Annotated in this window: 21 protein-coding genes; 14 read left to right on the top strand and 7 right to left on the bottom strand. The window is 48.0% G+C overall.

Annotated elements, in window-relative coordinates; all coding sequences use genetic code 11:
• Positions 1-656 precede the first annotated feature (656 nt).
• Complete coding sequence (locus ACL9RG_RS03410) at positions 657-1,346, top strand: FadR/GntR family transcriptional regulator (protein ID WP_422791186.1); 690 nt, start codon at positions 657-659, stop codon at positions 1,344-1,346.
• A gap of 6 nt (positions 1,347-1,352) precedes the next feature.
• On the opposite strand, the gene rbsR is transcribed toward ACL9RG_RS03410, so the two are convergent.
• From rbsR to kup, 7 genes are all read right to left on the bottom strand, one after another.
• Positions 1,353-2,360 carry a ribose operon transcriptional repressor RbsR gene (gene rbsR, locus ACL9RG_RS03415; protein ID WP_422791187.1) on the bottom strand — a complete coding sequence of 336 codons (1,008 nt, stop codon included), beginning with the start codon at positions 2,358-2,360 and terminating at the stop codon, positions 1,353-1,355.
• Positions 2,360-3,289, bottom strand: coding sequence for a ribokinase (rbsK, locus tag ACL9RG_RS03420; protein WP_422791188.1), 930 nt, complete (start codon positions 3,287-3,289; stop codon positions 2,360-2,362). Before rbsK ends, rbsR begins: the two co-directional genes overlap by 1 nt.
• Positions 3,290-3,455: 166 nt before the next feature.
• Positions 3,456-4,346, bottom strand: coding sequence for a ribose ABC transporter substrate-binding protein RbsB (gene rbsB, locus ACL9RG_RS03425; RefSeq protein WP_422791578.1), 891 nt, complete (start codon positions 4,344-4,346; stop codon positions 3,456-3,458).
• Between the two features lie 30 nt (positions 4,347-4,376).
• Positions 4,377-5,348, bottom strand: coding sequence for a ribose ABC transporter permease (rbsC, locus tag ACL9RG_RS03430; protein ID WP_422791189.1), 972 nt, complete (start codon positions 5,346-5,348; stop codon positions 4,377-4,379).
• Positions 5,345-6,859: a ribose ABC transporter ATP-binding protein RbsA gene (rbsA, locus tag ACL9RG_RS03435; protein ID WP_422791190.1), complete on the bottom strand. Its 1,515-nt coding sequence runs from the start codon at positions 6,857-6,859 to the stop codon at positions 5,345-5,347. Before rbsA ends, rbsC begins: the two co-directional genes overlap by 4 nt.
• Positions 6,860-6,866: 7 nt before the next feature.
• A complete protein-coding gene (rbsD, locus tag ACL9RG_RS03440) occupies positions 6,867-7,286 on the bottom strand; it encodes a D-ribose pyranase (protein WP_422791191.1) in 420 nt (139 codons plus the stop codon).
• A 200-nt stretch (positions 7,287-7,486) separates the two neighbouring features.
• Complete coding sequence (gene kup / locus ACL9RG_RS03445; RefSeq protein WP_422791192.1) at positions 7,487-9,355, bottom strand: low affinity potassium transporter Kup; 1,869 nt, start codon at positions 9,353-9,355, stop codon at positions 7,487-7,489.
• Between the two features lie 307 nt (positions 9,356-9,662).
• On the opposite strand from kup, the gene ravA reads away from it, so the two are divergent.
• The 13 genes from ravA (at position 9,663) to atpG (ending at position 22,549) form a co-directional block, all read left to right on the top strand.
• The gene (ravA, locus tag ACL9RG_RS03450) at positions 9,663-11,171 is read left to right on the top strand and encodes an ATPase RavA (RefSeq protein WP_422791193.1); all 1,509 of its coding nucleotides are present in this window, start codon (positions 9,663-9,665) and stop codon (positions 11,169-11,171) included.
• 3 nt (positions 11,172-11,174) lie between these two features.
• Complete coding sequence (gene viaA, locus ACL9RG_RS03455) at positions 11,175-12,653, top strand: ATPase RavA stimulator ViaA (protein WP_422791194.1); 1,479 nt, start codon at positions 11,175-11,177, stop codon at positions 12,651-12,653.
• A 114-nt stretch (positions 12,654-12,767) separates the two neighbouring features.
• The gene (gene asnC, locus ACL9RG_RS03460) at positions 12,768-13,229 is read left to right on the top strand and encodes a transcriptional regulator AsnC (protein WP_422791195.1); all 462 of its coding nucleotides are present in this window, start codon (positions 12,768-12,770) and stop codon (positions 13,227-13,229) included.
• Positions 13,230-13,356: 127 nt separating this feature from the next.
• Entirely contained in the window at positions 13,357-13,800 is a 444-nt protein-coding gene (mioC, locus tag ACL9RG_RS03465) for an FMN-binding protein MioC (RefSeq protein WP_422791196.1), read from the top strand.
• A gap of 380 nt (positions 13,801-14,180) precedes the next feature.
• Positions 14,181-16,070: a tRNA uridine-5-carboxymethylaminomethyl(34) synthesis enzyme MnmG gene (mnmG, locus tag ACL9RG_RS03470; protein ID WP_422791197.1), complete on the top strand. Its 1,890-nt coding sequence runs from the start codon at positions 14,181-14,183 to the stop codon at positions 16,068-16,070.
• A 126-nt stretch (positions 16,071-16,196) separates the two neighbouring features.
• The gene (gene rsmG / locus ACL9RG_RS03475; RefSeq protein ID WP_422791198.1) at positions 16,197-16,817 is read left to right on the top strand and encodes a 16S rRNA (guanine(527)-N(7))-methyltransferase RsmG; all 621 of its coding nucleotides are present in this window, start codon (positions 16,197-16,199) and stop codon (positions 16,815-16,817) included.
• Positions 16,818-17,455: 638 nt separating this feature from the next.
• Complete coding sequence (gene atpI, locus ACL9RG_RS03480; protein ID WP_422791199.1) at positions 17,456-17,848, top strand: F0F1 ATP synthase subunit I; 393 nt, start codon at positions 17,456-17,458, stop codon at positions 17,846-17,848.
• A 42-nt stretch (positions 17,849-17,890) separates the two neighbouring features.
• The gene (gene atpB, locus ACL9RG_RS03485; RefSeq protein ID WP_422791200.1) at positions 17,891-18,679 is read left to right on the top strand and encodes a F0F1 ATP synthase subunit A; all 789 of its coding nucleotides are present in this window, start codon (positions 17,891-17,893) and stop codon (positions 18,677-18,679) included.
• A gap of 49 nt (positions 18,680-18,728) precedes the next feature.
• The gene (gene atpE, locus ACL9RG_RS03490; protein WP_422791201.1) at positions 18,729-18,971 is read left to right on the top strand and encodes a F0F1 ATP synthase subunit C; all 243 of its coding nucleotides are present in this window, start codon (positions 18,729-18,731) and stop codon (positions 18,969-18,971) included.
• Between the two features lie 64 nt (positions 18,972-19,035).
• Positions 19,036-19,506, top strand: a complete 471-nt coding sequence (gene atpF, locus ACL9RG_RS03495) for a F0F1 ATP synthase subunit B (protein ID WP_422791202.1) — start codon at positions 19,036-19,038, stop codon at positions 19,504-19,506.
• Between the two features lie 14 nt (positions 19,507-19,520).
• Positions 19,521-20,054: a F0F1 ATP synthase subunit delta gene (gene atpH, locus ACL9RG_RS03500; protein WP_422791203.1), complete on the top strand. Its 534-nt coding sequence runs from the start codon at positions 19,521-19,523 to the stop codon at positions 20,052-20,054.
• Positions 20,055-20,066: 12 nt separating this feature from the next.
• The gene (atpA, locus tag ACL9RG_RS03505; RefSeq protein ID WP_422791204.1) at positions 20,067-21,608 is read left to right on the top strand and encodes a F0F1 ATP synthase subunit alpha; all 1,542 of its coding nucleotides are present in this window, start codon (positions 20,067-20,069) and stop codon (positions 21,606-21,608) included.
• Positions 21,609-21,685: 77 nt separating this feature from the next.
• Positions 21,686-22,549 carry a F0F1 ATP synthase subunit gamma gene (gene atpG / locus ACL9RG_RS03510; protein WP_422791205.1) on the top strand — a complete coding sequence of 288 codons (864 nt, stop codon included), beginning with the start codon at positions 21,686-21,688 and terminating at the stop codon, positions 22,547-22,549.
• Positions 22,550-22,581 lie beyond the last annotated feature (32 nt).

Consider the following 22,581-nt stretch of genomic DNA (forward strand, 5'->3'; position numbering starts at 1 on the left):
TCAATTAAAAGTTCGATTTGCTGAAACAAGTTCAGCGATGCTCAAAGTTACTTCACATCATTCATAATGAATTACTGCTTAGACACTCTTGAGACTTTAATATTTTCGCTACCGAAGTAGCTTGATATCGTCCTGTGAGTGCCCACACAGATTGTCTGATAAATTGTTAAAGAGCAGTGCCGCTGTTCGCTAGGAATCTTATGCGGCGCGGGAGGCGTATATTACGTTTTCCCGCTGAAGAGTCAAGAGATTATTCATTCGAACATCTTTCTTTTCTCTTCCTAACCCGGCGACTTGTCAGTCGTTGTTCCCGGTCAGTGGAGGCGCATTATAGGGAGTTTCAGAAAGCCTGCAACCCCCTTTTGCTAAATAATCGCAAATAATTATCTGACCGTTTCTTTTTTCTACAAACCTCTGTAATTAGTACGATTTTCAGCCACTTTATGATGAAAAATACCGCTTCCACTGCAAAATCCCAGCGTAAACTGATTTTATCTCATTTCATTTGAATGGCTGGTAGAAGACAATCAGACCTAATTCTCATCACTAAACCCGAAAAATAAGCCTATCAGACTATCCAGGTCAGCAAGAAACCCTCTGCATGCCGGATAAATATGGTTATAAATGATGATAGAAACCTATCCAGGATGATATTGATGCCACTGACTGCCCAACAGCAAGCCGCTCAACGCAACCTTTCTTATATTGTGGCGGAGAAAATCGCACAAAGGATTTTCTCCGCTACTTATATAGCTGGCAGCATTCTGCCAAGTGAGATGGAGTTGGGTGAGATATTTGGTGTAAGCCGCACGGCGGTACGTGAAGCGGTCAAAACGCTGACGGCCAAGGGAATGCTATTACCGCGTCCACGCATAGGTACCCGCGTGATGCCGCAAAGCCAATGGAACTTTCTCGACCAAGAGCTCTTAACCTGGTGGGTCAACGGGGAAAACATTGAGCATATCACGGCGCATTTTGTAGTACTGCGTCTTACCCTTGAACCACAGGCCTGCGCCCTCGCGGCGATTAATGCCAGTCAGGAACAAAAAGAACAGTTAGCTATATATATGGCAGAAATGCGGGATTTACATCAAAGCTTCGACCGCGAGCGTTGGATTACCGTAGACACACAATTCCATCATTTGATCTATCAAGCCAGCAGGAATCCATTCCTGACCTCTTTTGCTAACCTGTTGAGTCCGGTTTATCAAAGCTATTTCCGTTCAATTACCAGAAATACTGTCATCAAACTCCACCAGCACCAAAGATTGGTTGAGGCAATTCTGGCTGGCAACACAAATGATGCCTTATTGGCGTGCCAAACCTTATTAAAGGATGAGGAGTAAAGAGTACTAGCGCGAGGACTTGTCCACCGAGCCGCGAATAATCAGTTCAGGTGTTAGTGATAAAACCTGAGCTTCTGTATCCGGCGCCTGCAATCGGTGTAATAAGGTATCTATCGCCAGTTCGCCTAACTCATCTTTAGGTTGATGAATCGTTGTCAGCGGTGGCGTCATATATTGTGCAAGCTGAATGTCATCGTATCCCATCACCGCAATATCGCCTGGGATACTCAGCCCCTGCTGATAAACAGCCTGATAAACACCGACCGCCATTGCATCATTACTAGCAAATACCGCATCAGGCGGCGCGGCTAAAGCTAGCAGCTGCTGCATTGCCGACAATCCACCCGCAAATTCAAAATCTCCGCTGACTTCATAACCAGGGAGAATATCCAAATTGGCTTCATGCATTGCCTGGCGAAAACCAGCCAAACGTTGTTGCGCGGTCGTTTTATCTAAAGGCCCGGTGATACAGGCAATGCGGGTGTACCCTTGGTCAATTAAATACTGGGTCGCCATCTTTCCGCCGATTAGGGCGTTATCTTGAATAATGTCATTGGCTCCATCGAACGGCGACCAGTCCATCATCACGATAGGTAAAGAAGGATAGCGGTTTAAGGCATCCTGCGATGGGCAATGATTTTCGGTACACATCATAATCAACCCATCGACGCGTTTTTGCAGTAGCGTTTCAATACTGCGGTTCATACGCTCTTCATCACCATCGGTATTACACAAGATCAAGCTATAACCGCGTTCATAGCAGCTGCGTTCAACGCCTAGCACTACTTCAGAATAGAAAGGGTTGCTACTGGCCGTCAATAACATACCAATTGTTCGGGTTTGATTGAGCTTCAAGCTACGCGCCAATGCAGAAGGCGCATAGTTGAGTTGGTCGATAGCAGCATTCACTTTGTCGCGAATAGCCTCGCTGACAAAGCGATTGTTGTTAATCACATGCGAGACTGTAGAAGTCGAGACACCCGCTTCGCGGGCGACATCTTTCATTGTAGCCACTAGCTCTCCTGATGAGCTAAAAAGTCATCAATATCCTGACGCCAAGGCACTGAAGGTTGCGCGCCCGGGCGAGTTACAGCGATGGCAGCAGCAGCATGGGCAAAGCGCACAGCTTGATCCATTTCTTTACCTTCGAGCAACGACGTCACTAAAGCACCATTAAACGTGTCACCAGCGGCGATAGTATCAACGGCTTTCACACGGAATCCTGGTACTTGTTTGCCCTGACCCTTTTGACTCAACCACACACCTTTACTACCCAGGGTAATAATGACGGTATCGATGCCTTTTTGATGCAGAACGTCTGCTGCACGCGCAGCGTCAGATTGATCTTTTACCTGAATACCGGTCAAACGTTCGGCTTCGGTTTCATTTGGGGTGATGATATCCACCAGCGACAACAACTCATCAGGCAACTCGCAAGCAGGGGCTGGATTGAGGATAACCTGGGTTTGATGCGCTTTTGCCAGTTTCGCCGCAGCGGTAACTGTCTCAAGAGGAGATTCAAGCTGCATCAACAGTGCATCAGCATCTATTATCTTTTGCTGATACTGCTGCATATAAGCAGGCGTCAATTCGTCATTAGCACCGGCGTTAATCGCAATGACATTTTCACCATCAGCATTGACGAAAATAAGTGCCACGCCGGTTGTCGTATCTTTAATGGCTTGGACGGGTTGAGTATCAATGTTATCGCTGGCTAGCTGCTTGCGAATACGTTCCCCAACATCGTCATCTCCCACGCAGGCAATAAAAGAGATATCTGCACCGCTACGACCTGCGGCCACTGCCTGATTGCCCCCTTTACCACCGAAAGCAACATTATATTGCTTACCGATCACCGTTTCGCCCGGTTGCGGGAAATGTCTGACGTTAAGAATGTGGTCAGCATTAATGCTGCCTAACACAACCAGTTTACCTGTAGCCATCGTATTCATTCCTGAGTCAATATATTGCGCCGCCCGATGCGGGCGGCGCAGATAAGATTAAAGCCAATTTAATTAAACAATATTCTTATGAATCAATTAACAAGACATCTACCCTATAGACTTCTTGGTGCAGCCAACACGCCAGCCCCCCGAAGCATTACAGGTATTAAGGCTGAGCAACTAATTTCAAATCCACCGGGATAGTCGCTGGCACTTTCTCGCCTTTAAGCACTTTATCAGCAGTATCTACACCAATAACACCGATTTGCTCAGGCTGTTGCGCTACTGTTGCACCTAGCTTGTGACTATTTACTGCTTTCACGCCATCTGCGGTACCGTCAAATCCGACAACCAGAACATCAGATTTACCGGCGGTCTGCAAGGCGCGTAGTGCACCTAATGCCATTTCGTCATTTTGAGCAAACACGGCCTGCACGTCTGGGTGAGCAGTCAGCAGGTTTTGCATGACGTTCAAGCCTTTGGTGCGGTCAAAATCAGCCGGTTGGCTAGCCAGCACGGAGAAATGATGCGCATCAACCGCTTGTTTGAACCCTTCACCACGTTCACGAGCAACAGAGGTCCCTGCGATACCTTCAAGTTCAATCACTTTGGCATTATCGCCGAGTTTCTTAGCGATGTAGTCACCAGCCATTTTTCCGCCCAGTACGTTATCGGAAGCAACGTGGCTTACGACTTGTCCTTTATTAGCCTGGCGGTCAAGGGTGATTACTGGGATCTTCGCCTGATTAGCCAAGGCAACTGAGCTGCCGACGGCATCAGAATCTGTTGGGTTGATCAGCAACAGTTTGGTTCCGCGCACCGTTAAATCTTGTACGTTAGCAAGCTCTTTGGCCGGATTGTTCTGCGAATCAAGCACCACTAGGTTGTAACCCAGTTTGGTCGCTTCTTTCTGCGCCCCTTCTTTCATAGAAACGAAGAACGGGTTATCCAGTGTGGAAACCACCAGCGCGATAGTATCTTTTGCCAATACGCTAGCACTGAAAGTGGCGGTAATGGCTGCGGCAGAGACTAATGCCGCCAGTTTTTTCATTGAAATTGTCATAATCATGTTTCCTGTAGGGGAGGTTTATTTGTTGCTTTTGTTGTCTACCAATACCGCCAGTAAAATAACCACTGCTTTGACGATCATTTGATAGTAAGAAGAAACACTTAACAGATTCAGGCCGTTATTGAGGAAACCAAGGATCAGTGCCCCAATAAGCGTACCCATAATTCGCCCTTTCCCCCCAGACAAACTGGTACCACCCAGTACAACTGCGGCGATAGCATCCAGTTCATAGCCAGTACCTGCGGTCGGTTGAGCCGAAGAAAGACGTGCGACTTCGATAATCCCAGCCAATGCCGCCAATAGGCCACACAGGGAATAGACAATGATTTTTACTTTATCAACGCTGATACCTGACAAACGCGTTGCCGCTTCATTACCGCCAAGCGCATAGATATAACGGCCCAAGCGCGTGTGCTGGAGCATGTACCACACCGCAGCAAACACAATAGCCATAATCCACACGGGTGTAGGAATGCCCAGCGGACGACCAATACCAAACCAGCCAAAGGTATCTGCAACGTCACTAAAACCGGTGCTAATTGGGCTACCGTTGGTATACACCATCGTGACACCACGTAGCAGTAACATCATCACTAATGTCGCGATAAATGCCTGAACCTTGCCCTTGGCCACAATAACTCCGGTGACTGCACCTACCGCGGCACCTAGTGCCAAAGAGGCAGCAACAGCCAGCAAAGCGCTGGATTCCAATCCGACTACCGATGCTGCCACTGCGCCGGTTAGTGCCAGCAGTGACCCTACGGATAAATCAATCCCCGACGTCAGGATAACCAACGTCATTCCCACCGCCATAATGGCGTTGACCGAAGTCTGCTGCAGAATGTTAAACAGGTTATTAACGGTGAAGAAATTCGGGCTCATTGAGGAGACCACGGCTATCAACACCAGCAAGGCAATCAGTGATTTTTGCTCTAACAACCACTGTTTGCTGATCCAACGCTTTTTGGCTGGTAACGTTTGAGAACTCATATCTGATACTCCTGCTTCACGCCGTATTGCTTGCCAACGGCTGCTGCCATCAACACTTCTTGCGTCGCCTGTTCTATCGGGAATTCACCGCTTAAATGTCCTTCATGCATCACTAAAATACGATCGCTCATGCCAATAACTTCCGGCATTTCCGAAGAGACCAAAATGATGCTCAAACCTTCGCGCTTGAACTGGTTAATAAGTTGGTAAATCTCTTTCTTGGCCCCAACATCAACGCCGCGCGTTGGTTCATCGAGGATCAAAACTTTCGGGCGTGTCATCAATCCGCGGGCAATCGCGACTTTTTGCTGATTCCCCCCGGACAACAACCCTATCGGCTGCAGCATGGAAGGCGTTTTGATATTAAACAGGCGAATGAAATCTCCGACTGCAATTTGCTCTTCCCCATGCTTTAAACTGCCGCCAACCCGGCTGAAATAGCGCAGTGCAGTCAGCGACATGTTTTCTTTCACTGACATGCCTAAAACTAAGCCATCTCGTTTACGGTCTTCAGAGATGTAAACAATGCCGTTAGCCAAACCATCTTGCGGACTACGGGTAATAACGTCTCGCCCATCGAGCAGCACATCGCCGTTAGTGCGTTTAAGTGCGCCATAAATAATTTTCATCAACTCGGTACGGCCTGCGCCCATTAAGCCTGAAACGCCGAGGATCTCTCCTGAGTACAAATCAAACGAGATATTATCTACACCAGGCCCAGAGAGATTTTTCACCTGTAAGCGTAGCGCACCTCGTGGCTGGTTGAGCCGTGGATACTGCTCTTCCAGACGACGCCCTACCATCATTTCGATCAGCGTATCTTCTTGTAATTCACTGACCGGGCGCTCGGCAATAAACTGTCCGTCGCGAAATACCGTTACGTCATCGCAAATCTCAAAAATCTCTTTCATACGGTGCGAGATATACACCACACCGCATCCTGAGGCTTTTAACTCGTTGATTACCGCAAACAATGAGGCAGTTTCGGTATCAGTCAACGCGTCGGTGGGCTCATCCATAATGATCACCCGAGATTCGAAGCTCAGCACCTTGGCAATCTCAACCATCTGTTGATCGCCAATAGATAAATCGCCCACCAGCCGGTGGCTGCTGTATTTAAGATTGAGACGAGCCAGTAATTTATCGGCCTCGGCATACATCTTCTTCCACTGGATACGTCCCAACCCATTAACAAATTCACGCCCGAGGAAAATATTCTCAGCGATAGTCAGTTGTGGAATCAGGTTTAGCTCTTGGTGGATGATGCCAACGCCGGCTTCTTGTGAAGCTTTAGGGCCAGAAAAAGAAGCCTCTTTCCCTAAAAATTGCACCGAACCCGCGTCTTTTTGATAGATGCCGGTCAGGATTTTCATCATGGTCGATTTGCCGGCACCGTTTTCGCCGACCAACGCCATAACTCTTCCCGGATAAACCTTTAGCGCAGCGCCTGACAGCGCCTTAACACCGGGGAAAGCTTTATCTATTCCTGAGAGTTGCATCAAAGGTTGCATAGAGGCCTCAGAAGGTTACGCCAGCACACAAGATAATGTTCGCATAAGGTGAACACTCTCCACTGCGGATCACGGCACGGCTGTTGGCACTTTGCGCCTTGAAGGATTCATGGCTGATGTATTGCAAAGTGATGGTATTTCCCTGGTGTTGCTCAAGTTGTTCTAACTGTAAAAGCAGAGCGTCATGAAGTTTTGGATTTTGTTTGACGATCTCTTCAGCAAGGATAGCCTGTTCTACCTGCATCTCCTCGGTGATGACTTTGAACACCTGAAGAAAAGTCGGCACGCCCGCAGTCAGCGCCATATCAATACGCTGTGTCGTCGCGGGTACCGGCAACCCGGCATCAGCGATAACCAGCATATCGGTATGGCCAAGCTTGGCGATTGCATGGGAGATTTCGGCATTCAGCAACATGTTCTTTTTCATTATCGACTCCGTTAGCGAAACGTTTCGCTCACAAGGAGTTTTAAAAAAATGACGCGGCTTGGCAATGGAAAAGTAGCGGAAATGTGATCACCGTCGAAACGTTTCGATAACAGTAAAAAAGGACGCTGAGAGGATTTAGCTTAAGGGAGTCAATCGGCAAATAAAAACACTCGAGGCACCGTGAAGGTGCCTCGATATCATTATATTTCTACCTGGGTTCCCAGCTCGATAACCCGGTTAGGTGGGATCTCAAACTGATCAGGTGCGCGCAGCGCATTGCGGCTGAGCGCCATAAACAACTTGCCGCGGAAGTAGAGGTACCAAGGGCGTTTAGTCAGGATCAGCGATTCATGTGACATGAAGAACGAGGTTTCCATCATCCGACATGACAAGCCTTCCAGACCGCAGCGATGGAATACTTCCTCAACATTCGGCGTCTCTTTAAAGCCGTAACTTGCCACGACTCGCCAGAAAGTTGGCGACATCTGTTCGATAGTCACACGCCGGACATTATGCACAAAAGGCGCATCCTCTGTTCGCAGCGTTAGCAGGACGACACGCTCGTGCAACACTTTGTTGTGCTTGAGGTTATGCAACAGCGCGAATGGAATGACATTGATAGCGCGCGATAAGTAAACCGCCGTGCCGGAGACTCGCACCGGTGGCGATTTCTCCAAAGAGGCGATCATCGCTTCAAGCGAGTTACCGTGCTCATTCATACGACGCATAAGGCGGAAGCGCTCACTCTTCCATGTAGTCATGATAACAAACATCACCAGACCCAACGTCAGCGGCAGCCAGCCACCAGAAAGTAACTTGGTCGCATTCGCAGCAAACATCGGCACATCGATAAACAGCATGACCGAAACCAGCAGAGCAACCAGGAAGCCTTTCCAGTGCCAGTTTTTATATGCCACGGTACAAGAGAGGATACTGGTTAATACCATCGTCCCAGTCACCGCAATACCATATGCCGCGGCCAAATTGCTCGAATGCTCAAAGCTGACAATAACGATAACTACCGCGATATAAAGCGTCCAGTTAATCGCGGGAACGTAAACCTGTCCTTCTTCCATCGCTGAGGTGTGGATAATGCGCATTGGCGGCAAATACCCTAAACGAACGGCTTGGCGAGTCAGCGAGAATACCCCTGAAATCACCGCTTGCGAGGCAATAATTGTCGCCAGCGTTGCCAAAATCAGCATCGGGATAAGCGCCCAGTCAGGGGCCAGCAAGAAGAAGGGGTTTTGTATCGCCTGCGGGTTTTTCAGCAACAGCGCGCCCTGACCAAAATAGTTGAGCACTAATGAAGGCAGCACCACGCTAAACCAAGCCAAACGAATCGGCAATTTACCGAAGTGCCCCATATCAGCATACAGAGCTTCAACCCCGGTGATGGATAACACCACGGCGCCAAGTGCCAGGAAAGCAAAGAATTTGTAGTTGATGATGAAGTTAATCGCCCACATTGGGTTCATCGCTTGCAGCACTTCGGGGTTGCCGATAATGCTATTAATACCAAGCAGAGCCAGGGCTAAAAACCACAGCAGCATGACCGGCGCAAACATCTTGCCAACCAAACCAGTCCCATGCTTTTGGATGAAGAACAGCAACGTCAGAACGGCAACCGATAGTGGCACAATAAAGTGATCAAGGTTCGGTGCCGCAATTTGCAGGCCTTCCATCGCTGAAAGCACTGACATTGCCGGGGTAATCACCACCTCGCCATAGAAGAAACTGCCACCAATCAGACCAAGAATAACCAGTATTGCTGTGGTGTGTGCATTGGTATTGCGTCCAGATAAGGACATCAAGGTCAAAATACCGCCTTCGCCTGCGTTATCTGCACGCAGCACAAAAGAGAGATATTTCAGAGAAACAACAAGGATTAACATCCAGAAAATCAGAGAGAGAAAACCAAATACCACGCTAGGTTCAACGTTAAAACCATAGTGGCCAGAAAAGCATTCTCTCAAGGTATAAAGAGGACTGGTGCCAATGTCGCCATATACCACGCCAATTGCCGCTAAGGTGATTGCGGGTAATGGCCGTTTATGTTCTGTACTCATAATGGGTGTCTTTTGATGTTTCTTTGTGGGCTAGATACATTCCATGGGCCATACGTGTGCTCAATCCATGATCCCCACGAAAAACGCACAGTATGCACGAATAAAAAAGATTGCCTACCCCTTAATGCCGAGTTAACCGTTAACACGTATAAACAGAAAGGTTTTAAGACAAATTGCATACTGTTATGAATCAACAAGGTTTACAAATCACCCGGGTATACTGTCAGTAGTTTTCATGGTTTATTATCCTACAGCGAATTAATATTCATTTACTTACGACACTACTTTGGGAAATTTAAAGATATTTATGGCGCAATCACCACTTCTGGCAGAAAGAATTACCCGATTAGCCAACGCATTGGAAAAAGGCCTCTATGAACGACAAGATGCCATTCGCCTGTGCTTATTAGCCGCATTGTGTGGAGAGAGTGCTTTTCTGCTCGGCCCACCGGGTATAGCCAAAAGTATGATTGCACGTCGCCTGAAATATGCCTTTCGTAACGCTCGCGCCTTTGAATATCTGATGACCCGCTTTTCAACGCCGGAAGAAGTTTTCGGCCCCTTATCTATTCAAGCACTGAAAGATGAAGGGCGCTATATCCGCCTGACAAAAGGCTATTTACCCGACGCTGAAATCATTTTCCTCGATGAGATTTGGAAAGCCGGACCGGCCATCCTCAATACCTTACTTACGGCGATCAACGAACGACGTTTTCGCAACGGGGATAAAGAAGAAAGTATCCCGATGCGCATCCTGATTAGCGCATCCAACGAACTCCCCGAAGCAGAGGGCAGTCTCGAAGCACTTTATGACCGCATGTTAGTCCGTTTATGGCTCGATAAAGTTCAAGATAAAAATAACTTCCGCTCCATGCTAACCGGCCATAACAGCGACAACGCTAACCCGGTAACAGAATCATTGAGTATCAGTGATGAAGAGTATCTGCAGTGGCAAACTGAGATAGAAAAAATCACGCTCAGTGAATCCTGTTTTGAGCTAATTTTCGAGCTGCGTCAGCGACTTGATGCGCAAGAAACCGCTCCTTACGTTTCTGACCGTCGTTGGAAAAAAGCGTTACGTCTGCTACAAGCCAGCGCCTTCTTCAGCGGGCGTCAGGCTATCACCCCAGTCGATATTATCCTGCTCAAAGATTGCTTATGGCACGATCTGGACAGCTACCATTTGCTACAAAAGCATATTGAACAAACCATTACTGAACATGCCTATCAGCAACAAAACCTCACGTTTAAAGTGCAGCAGCTCAATCAGCAGTGGATGCAGCACCAGCAACAGCAAAGCCGCCAAAAAGCGGTCAAAGTGAGTAAAAAAGCCGGGATGTTCAGCCGTAAACCGCAATATCAATTACCTGATGAACTTAGCGCAAACAGCCTGACTCTGTTACTGCAAACGCCATTACATCTGCATGAAATTCAAGTGACGCATATCGTTCTCGAACGCAATACATTAGCCGATTGGTTAGTCAAAGAGGGCCAGCTAAAGGCCAAACTAAACGGTATAGGTTTCCCGCAAGTTATTGATGCAGAAGTCGACGAGACAATGCAGCTGGTGGTACGAGATATCAGCCGCCAGCCTTCACTGCTCTCTCTGCCTGGCAAAGAACACATTAGCGTGCCGGAAGAGCTGAAAAATCAGCTCAGCGATTTGCAGTCCTCACTTTCACAGCAGCGACAGGATTTTGCTCAGCATCAGCATTGCTTGTTTGTCCCCGCAGAATGGACGGCGAAGATTGAAGCCAGTCTGTTGCAGGTAGCCGAACAGATTCGTGTCCAACAGCAATTATTTAATGGCGTCTAGCCTATGTTTAGTCTGGAAACTCTTGATGTGCTCTTGGCGATTAAAGAAGGGGACATTATTGATGAGATGATCCTCACCCTGCTGGCAACACCGCAGTTGGCTGTCTTCTTTGAAAAATTCCCGCGCCTGAAACAAGCGCTGACCAAGGATCTTCCAGCCTGGAAGGCTCGCCTACAACAACGGATCCACGATACGCCCGTGCCACCAACGCTGGCTAAAGAGTTTTATCTTTATCAACACAGCCAACAATCGGCACCAACCCAGTTTAAACAAGAGTTGGCAGGAATTATCGAACAACTAGAACAGCTCGAGTCACCTTTTGTCACCGAAGCCCGTTCGCTGGCGGCCGATATTTTTGAGGACCGTTCAGTTAACCATGCCGCTAATAACAGTTTTCAGACGCTGTTTATTCAGCGCTGGCGTCTGAATATGACCTTCCAGACCGTCACTTTGCATCATCAGTTGCTCGAGCAGGAACAAGAACAGCTACAGGCCGAATTAGAACAGCGCCTGGAGCTAAGCGGGGAACTCTCTCCTTTATTAGCCGATAATGATGCCGCCGCCGGGCGCTTATGGGATATGAGTAAAGGCAAGCTGCAAAAAGGCGATTACCAATCCTTAGTACGCTACGGTGCCTTTTTACAACAGCAGCCCGAACTACAACAACTGGCAGAACTACTGGGACGCAGTCAGGTTGCCAAAACCAGCTCCCACGATGATGTCACGTTAGAACCACAGATTTTGCGAGTGCGCGAACCGGCGATTGTGCCCGAGCAAGTCAACGGGATTAATCAAAGCGATGATATTCTGCGTCTGCTGCCAACAGAGTTGGGCACATTAGGTATTCCTGAGCTGGAATATGAGTTTTACCGCCGTTTGCTAGAAAAGCGTTTGATGACCTACCAACTGCAAGGTGATGTATGGCGCGAAAAAGTGGTGATGCGTCAGGTTGCCCATCAGCAACAAGAGCCTCAGCCTCGCGGTCCTTTTGTGGTTTGTGTCGATACATCGGGTTCTATGGGCGGCTTTAATGAGCAGTGTGCGAAAGCCTTCTGTCTGGCGCTGCTTAGGATAGCGCTGGCTGATAACCGTCGCTGCCACATTATGTTGTTCGCCAGTCAAGTGATCCACTATGAACTCACCGCCTCCAGCGGTCTGGAACAAGCATTACGCTTCCTTGGCCAACATTTTCGTGGTGGTACTGATTTAAATGCCTGCCTTAATGACACCTTAGATATGCTTGCTACCCCCGAGTGGCAAGATGCAGATGCAGTGATCATTTCTGACTTTATCGCCCAACGCATACCCGATGAGACACAAAAACGGGTTAAGCAGCAGCAACTACAGCATCACCATCGCTTCCACGCCCTCGCCATGTCGCAATATGGTAAGCCCGGCATACTGCGTATTTTCGACCATATCTGGCGCTTTGATACTGGTATCAAAAGCCGGGTACAACGCAATTGGCAACGATCTTCATAACACGTCATCTCTTATCTTTCCCTATTGTGTCGCGATAGGGATTGCCATTAACTGTGGTTTCCATCATTTTTATCGTCATATAAATAGTGACTCACTAATATAAGGGCTATAAAAATGACAGAAGTCTATCAAATCGACGATCTTGACCGTGGCATCCTTAACGCGCTGATGGAAAATGCTCGTACTGCTTATGCTGAACTGGCGAAAGCGTTCTCCGTGAGTCCGGGCACTATTCATGTTCGAGTAGAGAAAATGAAGCAGGCAGGGATCATCACCGGTGCCTGTGTCAACGTCGATCCGAAGCGTCTGGGATATGATGTTTGTTGTTTTATCGGCATTATTCTTAAGAGTGCGAAAGATTATCCTTCCGCATTAGCCAAGCTGGAAAGCCTGGAGGAAGTAGTTGAAGCCTATTACACCACCGGTCACTACAGTATTTTTATCAAAGTGATGTGTCGGTCCATCGATTCTTTGCAGCATGTACTTATCAACAAGGTGCAAACAATTGATGAGATCCAATCAACAGAAACGCTGATCTCCTTGCAGAACCCTATTATGCGTACCATCCAGCCCTAAAACTAAATGCATCTATCCTTGAAACTAAATAGTAGTACCCCTATTATCCACAGGTAGATCCCAGCTCATTCACAGCGTACAATGCCGATCAATTTTATTAGCAGCAGCTTTATTGGGTAATCGGTAAATGTCTGACATCACACTGATCACAGGTAGTACGCTTGGCGGCGCTGAGTATGTCGCTGACCATATCGCAGAGAAACTTGAAGAAGCCGGTATCTCTTGTGAAATTTTGCATGGCCCAGAACTCGATGAAGTTTCATTAGAAGGGAAATGGCTGGTGGTTTGTTCAACCCACGGCGCGGGTGAACTGCCTGATAACCTGCAACCCTTTTTAGAACAGCTCGAAGAGCAGCAGCCGGACTTATCCCAAGTCAGTTTTGGTGCCGTTGGTCTGGGTAATAGCGAATACGACATCTTTTGTGGTGCGATCCAAAAACTCGATCGGCAATTGACCTCTTTAGGGGCTAAAAGGATCGGCGATCGCCTTGAGATCGACGTCATACAACATGACATTCCTGAAGATCCAGCCGGTATTTGGGCATTAAATTGGATTAATTTACTCAAATAAGTGTAAATTTCAGGCGATCAACTGTGGATAACTAAGCTTAAAAGCAGGGTAAAACCGGTAGTTATCCATATAACAACCCTTGTTCTCTTTTTGACCTGTGCATAAATAGCCATTTAGATCCCAGCTTATACGCGAAAGGATCACCGATCATTCACAGCAAAGGATCATCCTTAGCATATTGATCTTATTAAGCAATAACGACTTATGCACAGAGGATCGCGATCCTAATAAGAGATAGTAGTAAGAGATCTTTAAATAAAAAAGATCTTCTTTTAATTAGTGACGATCCCCTGGGGCTTGTGGAACAACCAAACTCGGGTAGAATCCCTCCTCCCAACGCAACACATCGATCGTTCGCATCAACCCTGAGGTGCAGTACCATGTTTTATCCGGATCAATTTGACGTCATCATCATCGGCGGCGGCCATGCAGGTACAGAAGCGGCAATGGCTTCTGCACGAATGGGGCGTCAAACCTTGTTATTGACCCACAATATCGACACGCTAGGACAAATGTCGTGTAATCCAGCGATAGGTGGGATCGGCAAAGGACATCTGGTTAAAGAAGTCGATGCACTCGGTGGCCTAATGGCAACGGCGATCGATCATGCCGGTATTCAGTTTAGGATACTAAACGCAAGCAAAGGTCCAGCGGTGAGAGCGACCCGTGCTCAAGCAGACCGCGTCTTGTATCGTCAGGCCGTTCGCACCGCTCTGGAAAACCAGCCAAATCTGATGATCTTCCAGCAACCGGTTGAAGACCTGATCGTAGAAAACGATCGCGTTGTTGGTGCCGTGACCCAAATGGGACTCAAATTCCGCGCTAAAGCGGTTGTCCTGACTGTCGGTACCTTCCTGGATGGCAAGATCCATATCGGCTTGGAAAACTACAGCGGTGGTCGTGCAGGCGATCCTCCAGCCATTTCGCTGTCACAGCGTTTACGTCAGTTACCATTGCGCGTTAACCGTCTCAAAACCGGGACACCACCGCGTATTGAGGCACGTTCTATCGATTTCAGCGTATTGGCACAGCAACACGGCGATGACGTTGCGCCAGTATTCTCGTTTATGGGTAATGCAGGTCAGCACCCGCGTCAGGTGCCTTGCTATATCACCCATACCAATGAAAAAACGCACGATGTGATCCGTAATAATTTGGATCGCAGCCCGATGTATGCCGGGATCATTGAAGGGATCGGCCCACGCTATTGCCCATCGATCGAAGACAAAGTCATGCGCTTTGCCGATCGCAATGCGCATCAGATCTTCCTTGAGCCTGAAGGCTTAACCAGTAACGAAATTTATCCAAACGGAATCTCCACCAGCTTGCCGTTTGATGTGCAAATGCAGATCGTTCGCTCGATGCAGGGCATGGAAAATGCCGTCATCGTTCGACCTGGTTATGCCATTGAGTACGATTTCTTCGACCCACGCGATCTCAAACCAACGCTGGAAAGTAAATTTATCGCTGGCTTGTTCTTTGCTGGACAAATCAACGGCACCACCGGTTATGAAGAAGCAGCCGCACAAGGATTGCTGGCTGGTCTGAATGCTGCACGTTGTGCTAGCGAAGAAGAAGGCTGGGCGCCACGCCGCGATCAGGCTTACCTTGGTGTGCTAGTGGATGACTTATGCACCATGGGAACAAAAGAACCGTACCGTATGTTCACATCACGTGCTGAATATCGCCTGATGCTGCGTGAAGACAATGCCGATCTGCGTCTCACCGAAAAAGGCCGTGAACTTGGCTTGGTCGACGATCTGCGCTGGGCGCGTTACAACCAAAAATTAGAGATGATCGAGCAAGAGCGTCAACGTCTGCGTGGGATCTGGGTTAATCCTAACCATGCGTTGGTTGATGCAATTAACCCGCATCTCTCAGCACCGCTATCAAAAGAAGCCAGTGCTGAAGAACTGCTGCGTCGCCCAGAGATGACTTATGCACTGATGACCAGCCTGGAAGCTTTTGCACCAGGTGTTGCTGATGAGCAAGCGGCAGAGCAGGTAGAAATCCAGGTTAAATACGAAGGTTATATCGCTCGCCAGCAAGAAGAGATCGAAAAACAGCAGCGCAATGAGAACACCTTGCTGCCTGCCACGCTGGATTACAAACTGGTTAATGGCTTATCTAACGAAGTGATCGCTAAACTCAACGATCACCGCCCAAATTCAATTGGCCAAGCATCACGTATTTCCGGAATTACACCGGCGGCGATCTCTATTTTGCTGATCTGGTTGAAAAAACAAGGTTTGCTGCGTCGCAGTGCCTGATTGACAGACTTTTTAGCCATCGGCATAAATTTGCTGATGGCTAACTCTCCCTTTTCCCGCCTTGTTGGCTGCTTTATCATTTAAGCCAAAATATTATTGAATTACGCTTTGTCAAAGGACGCTAACGTGCAACAGAAACTTGACTCGCTGCTGGCTGCGGCTGGTATAACGCTACCCGATCTTCAAAAACAGCAACTGCTGGGTTACGTCAACCTACTGCATAAGTGGAACAAAACCTACAATCTGACTTCGGTACGCGACCCGATGCAAATGCTGGTGCGTCATATCATGGATAGCATTGTGGTGAATCCTCACTTACAAGGCAGCCGCTTTATCGATGTCGGTACCGGTCCAGGTTTACCCGGTATTCCTTTGGCTATTGTTCGCCCTGATTCCCATTTCACCTTGCTAGACAGCTTAGGCAAGCGTGTACGCTTCTTAAGACAAGTGCAGCATGAGTTAGGATTGAAGAACGTTGAGCCGGTTCAGAGCCGCGTTGAAGAGTTTGCTCCCGAGCCACCGTTTGATGGTGTGATCAGTCGTGCTTTCGCCTCTTTACAAGATATGCTGTCTTGGTGTCACCACCTTCCAGCAAAAGAGTCAGGCCATTTTTATGCATTAAAAGGCGTCCGGCCTGATGATGAACTGGCTGTATTACCGGAAGGCATTTCGTTAACTGAGGTGATAAAACTTCAGGTGCCAGAATTAGAAGGTGAGCGTCATCTGGTTATTTTAAAAGCAAGTTAACCTTGTTTTACGTCAATAATATAACGGCGAAAGCTGTGCTAAAAAGGTAAGAAATAAGCAAGCTAACTAAATCCTGAAGTACGATAAATATTCTGCTACTAGAGACATTTAACGGCATAATCTGGCGTTGATATTTTAGTCAAAAGTGGAATAGTTGCTATTGAAAACCAATATCAATTACGAAGCGCTCTATTTAGCATGTAATGAAAATGTTGTTATTTGTTGGGTTAATGTATCTGCAATGGTCTTTTTATTATATATACATTGCCTGGTTTGAAATGATGTTTTCATTTTATTGATTTTTAATGGATTTTATCGTTTTCCAAGATGAGTAATAGCCTGGTTAGTGAGTTTGTTTAGGCTGATAAAAATTAATTTTGTGATCTCACTCACGATTTTAAAAGAGACCGATGAATAACCATACTTGGGGTTTGAAAGGAAATTTCTGAGACTTGGCTTATAAAAATAGTCACAGAGTCGCGAATTTAAATAATTGTTCACCTTTTCGCTACTTATTCATTGAATTCCATTGAGTGGCCCGTATAATTTGCTCGGTTTTTACTGCTTGGCTCAACTGAGTAAAGCAGCGTTGTACGGCATTCAACATACCTCCAGCTAGGTACGAGAGAATAGACGTCATGTCAGTGTCCTTTTTGTTATACGGTAAGGGTGGTGGGAAAGCAGCTAAGAAGTTGTTAATCCTGCAATTATTGACTTTTGTTCTCGTTAGTGCGGCATTTGGATTCAAAAGCCTGACATGGTCAACCTCTGGTTTCTTAGGCGGATTGGCTGCTTGGCTACCTAATGCACTGTTCATGTTGTATGCCTGGCGCCAACAGGCGCAAAAAACGGTCTCTGGTCGGGTTGCCTGGTCATTTGCCATCGGAGAAGCGCTGAAGGTTGTGACGACCATCGTTTTGCTCGTCATTGCGCTAGGACTTTTCAAGGCGGCATTTGTTCCTCTTGGCCTGGCCTATTTATCGGTGTTGATTACACAGATAGTGGCGCCGGCCTTTATTAATCGGTCGTAACCATAGATAACCGTACTTAACTACTAAAGGGTAAGAGGCATCATGTCTGCAACAGGAGAAATCTCTACTCCACAAGAGTATATCGGTCACCACCTGACTCAGCTTCAGGTCGGGGCGAAAGAGGGATTCTGGTCGATTAACATCGATTCGATGTTTTTCTCCGTGGCTCTCGGTGTACTCTTTTTGGTTATTTTCCATCGCGTCGCCAGAAATGCCACTAGTGGCGTTCCGGGGAAACTACAAACAGCTGTAGAGCTGGTTGTTGGTTTCGTCGACAGCAGCGTGCGTGACATGTATCACGGCAAAAGCAAAGTGATCGCGCCTTTAGCGCTCACTGTGTTCGTCTGGGTGTTCTTAATGAACCTGATGGACTTGCTGCCAATTGATTTGCTGCCTTATATCGGCGAGCACATCTTTGGTCTGCCAGCTCTGCGTGTTGTGCCAACCGCTGACGTAAACATTACGTTGTCGATGGCGCTGGGCGTATTCATTTTGATTCTTTTCTATAGCATTAAGATGAAAGGCGTTGGCGGTTTCGTTAAGGAACTGACAATGCAACCATTCAATCATCCGGTTTTTATCCCTATTAACCTGATTCTTGAAGGTGTCAGCCTGCTGTCCAAACCAGTTTCACTCGGTCTGCGACTGTTTGGCAATATGTATGCGGGTGAGTTGATCTTCATCCTTATTGCTGGCCTGTTGCCGTGGTGGTCACAGTGGATTCTGAGCTTGCCTTGGGCAATCTTCCACATCCTGATCATTACGTTACAAGCCTTTATCTTCATGGTTCTGACGATTGTCTATCTGTCGATGGCATCTGAAAAACACTGATTTTCTTAAAACACAACTACGTTATAACTGAAACAAACTGGAGACTGTCATGGAAAACCTGAATATGGATCTGCTGTACGTGGCTGCCGCTGTGATGATGGGCCTGGCGGCTATCGGTGCTGCGATCGGTATCGGCATCCTGGGTGGTAAATTCTTGGAAGGCGCTGCGCGTCAACCTGACCTGATTCCTTTGCTGCGTACTCAGTTCTTCATCGTTATGGGTCTGGTCGACGCCATCCCGATGATCGCTGTAGGTCTGGGTCTGTACGTGATGTTTGCTGTCGCCAAGTAACACAGATTTATTTCTGAGTTAATCGACAACCATTAATTATTTACTTTGAAAGAGGCATTGTGCTGTGAATCTTAACGCAACAATCCTCGGCCAGGCTATCGCGTTCGTCCTGTTCGTCTGGTTCTGCATGAAGTATGTATGGCCGCCAATTATGGCTGCCATCGAAAAGCGTCAGAAAGAAATTGCTGATGGCTTATCTTCTGCTGAACAGGCTAAAAAAGAGCTGGACTTAGCACAAGCCGATGCGACCGACCAACTGAAAAAAGCCAAAGCAGATGCCCAGGTGATTATTGAGCAAGCTAACAAGCGCAGAGCTCAAATCCTTGATGAAGCAAAAGCAGAAGCCGAGCAGGAACGTAGTAAAATCGTGACGCAAGCGAAGGCAGAGATCGACGCAGAACGTCAACGTGCTCGTGAAGAGTTGCGTCTACAAGTCGGCATGTTGGCTGTTGCTGGCGCCGAGAAGATCATCGGACGTTCCGTAGATGAAGCTGCTAACAGCGACATCGTTGATAAACTGGTCGCTGAACTGTAAGGAGGGAGGGGCCGATGTCTGAATTTGTTACTGTAGCTCGCCCCTACGCCAAAGCAGCTTTTGACTTTGCCGTTGAGCACCAAAGCTTAGATCGCTGGCAGTCCATGCTGGCGTTCACGGCTGAAGTCACACGCGATAAAAATATTCAGGAACTGCTTGCTGGTGCTTCGGCACCAGAGCATCTTTCTGCGACATTTATCGCAGTATGTGGTGAACAACTCGACCAAGCAGGTCAGAACCTGATTAAGGTTATGGCTGAAAACAAACGTTTACGTGCGCTTCCGGACGTGCTGGCACAGTTTATTGAACTGCGTGATGCATTAGAGGCAATTGCCGAAGTTGATGTGACTTCTGCAAGCCCACTGTCCGAAGAACAGCAGGCAAAAATTGCTGCTGCGATGGAAAAACGTCTGTCTCGCAAAGTTAAGCTGAATTGCAAAATTGACAAGTCTGTTCTTGCCGGTGTCGTAATCCGTGCAGGTGATATGGTGATTGATGGCAGCGTTCGCAGTCGTCTAGTACGCCTGGCAGACGTCTTGCAGTCTTAAGGGGACTGGAGCATGCAACTGAATTCCACCGAAATCAGCGAACTGATCAAGCAGCGCATTGCTCAGTTCAATGTGGTGAGCGAAGCTCACAATGAAGGTACTATTATTTCCGTCAGTGACGGGATTATCCGCGTGCACGGCCTGGCCGATGTCATGCAAGGCGAAATGATTTCGTTACCGGGCAACCGTTTCGCAATCGCCTTGAACCTGGAGCGCGACTCTGTAGGTGCCGTTGTTATGGGCCCTTACGCAGATCTCGCCGAAGGTATGAAAGTACAATGTACTGGTCGTATCCTGGAAGTTCCAGTTGGCCGCGGCCTGCTGGGACGTGTGGTTAACACCCTGGGTGCACCAATTGACGGTAAAGGTCCGGTTGAGCACGATGGCTTCTCTGCTGTTGAAGCTATCGCACCTGGCGTTATCGACCGTCAATCCGTTGATGAACCTGTGCAGACAGGTTACAAATCCGTTGATGCCATGATCCCAATCGGTCGTGGTCAGCGTGAATTGGTCATCGGTGACCGTCAAACCGGTAAAACTGCTCTGGCAATTGATGCGATCATCAACCAGCGCGATTCCGGCATCAAATGTATTTATGTTGCTATCGGTCAGAAAGCTTCCACTATTTCTAACGTGGTTCGCAAACTGGAAGAGCACGGCGCACTGGCTAACACCATTGTTGTTGTTGCAACTGCATCAGAATCTGCTGCACTGCAATACCTGGCACCATATTCTGGTTGCGCAATGGGTGAATACTTCCGTGACCGCGGTGAAGATGCCCTGATCGTTTATGATGACCTGTCTAAACAGGCTGTTGCATACCGTCAGATCTCCCTGCTGCTGCGTCGTCCGCCAGGTCGTGAAGCTTATCCTGGTGACGTGTTCTATCTCCACTCCCGTTTGCTGGAGCGTGCTGCGCGTGTAAGCGCTGATTACGTTGAAGCATTCACCAAAGGTGAAGTGAAAGGTAAAACCGGTTCCCTGACTGCGCTGCCAATTATCGAAACGCAAGCTGGTGACGTTTCCGCGTTCGTTCCGACCAACGTAATCTCGATTACCGATGGTCAGATCTTCCTGGAATCTAACCTGTTTAACGCCGGTATTCGTCCAGCGGTTAACCCGGGTATCTCTGTATCCCGTGTTGGTGGTGCTGCACAGACCAAGATCATGAAAAAACTGTCCGGTGGTATCCGTACCGCTCTGGCACAGTATCGTGAACTGGCTGCGTTCTCCCAGTTTGCATCCGATTTGGATGAAGCAACCCGTAAACAGCTGAACCATGGTCAGAAAGTGACTGAACTGCTGAAACAGAAACAGTACGCGCCAATGTCTATCGTTGCGCAGTCTCTGATTCTGTTTGCTGCAGAACGTGGTTTCCTGGAAGACGTTGAGTTGGCCAAAGTCGGTAGCTTCGAAGCTTCACTGTTAGCTTATGCTGAACGTGAACACGGCGAACTTCTGCAACAAATCAACCAAACTGGCGCGTACAACGATGAGATCGAGGGGAAATTCAAAAATATCCTCGAAACCTTCAAGGCAACCCAGTCCTGGTAACACTGAGCGGGCCTGCTGCCCTGTTTGATAACAGATAGGCGGTAGGCCGCTTCGCTTGGTAATGAGGAGAAGCAGAGATGGCCGGCGGAAAAGAGATACGTAGTAAGATCGGTAGCGTGCAAAACACGCAAAAGATCACTAAAGCGATGGAAATGGTCGCCGCCTCCAAAATGCGTAAAACGCAGGATCGCATGGCGGCCAGCCGTCCTTATGCAGAAACCATTCGTAAAGTGATAGGTCACCTTGCGTTAGGGAATCTGGAATACAAGCACCCATATCTGGATGAGCGTGATATTAAGCGCGTTGGATATCTGGTGGTGTCTACCGACCGTGGTCTTTGTGGTGGTTTGAACATTAACCTGTTCAAAAAGCTACTTGCAGAGATGAAAGGCTGGTCCGAAAAAGGTGTTGAGGTTGACTTGGCCCTTGTCGGTTCTAAAGCCGCTTCTTTCTTCGGTTCCGTGGGCGGCAACGTTGTTGCCCAAGTGACTGGCATGGGAGATAACCCTTCCCTGTCTGATCTGATCGGTCCGGTTAAAGTCATGCTGCAAGCCTACGACGAAGGTCGTTTAGACAAGCTGTGTATTGTTAGCAACAAATTCGTCAATACCATGTCTCAGGAACCAAGAATCGTACAGTTGCTGCCTCTCCCGCCTGCGGAAGAAGGTGAGCTGGCGAAGAAATCCTGGGATTACCTGTATGAGCCTGATCCTAAAGCGCTGCTGGATACCCTGCTGCGCCGTTATGTGGAATCTCAGGTTTATCAGGGCGTCGTAGAAAACCTGGCCAGCGAACAGGCCGCGCGAATGGTAGCGATGAAAGCCGCCACCGATAACGGCGGCAGCCTGATCAAAGAGCTGCAGTTGGTTTATAACAAGGCTCGTCAGGCCAGCATCACTCAGGAACTCACCGAGATCGTCGGGGGAGCCTCCGCGGTTTAAGCTAGGTTTACGAATTACGTAGAGGATTCAAG

Source organism: Rouxiella sp. Mn2063 (assembly GCF_049319665.1).
GTDB lineage: Bacteria > Pseudomonadota > Gammaproteobacteria > Enterobacterales > Enterobacteriaceae > JBMOUD01.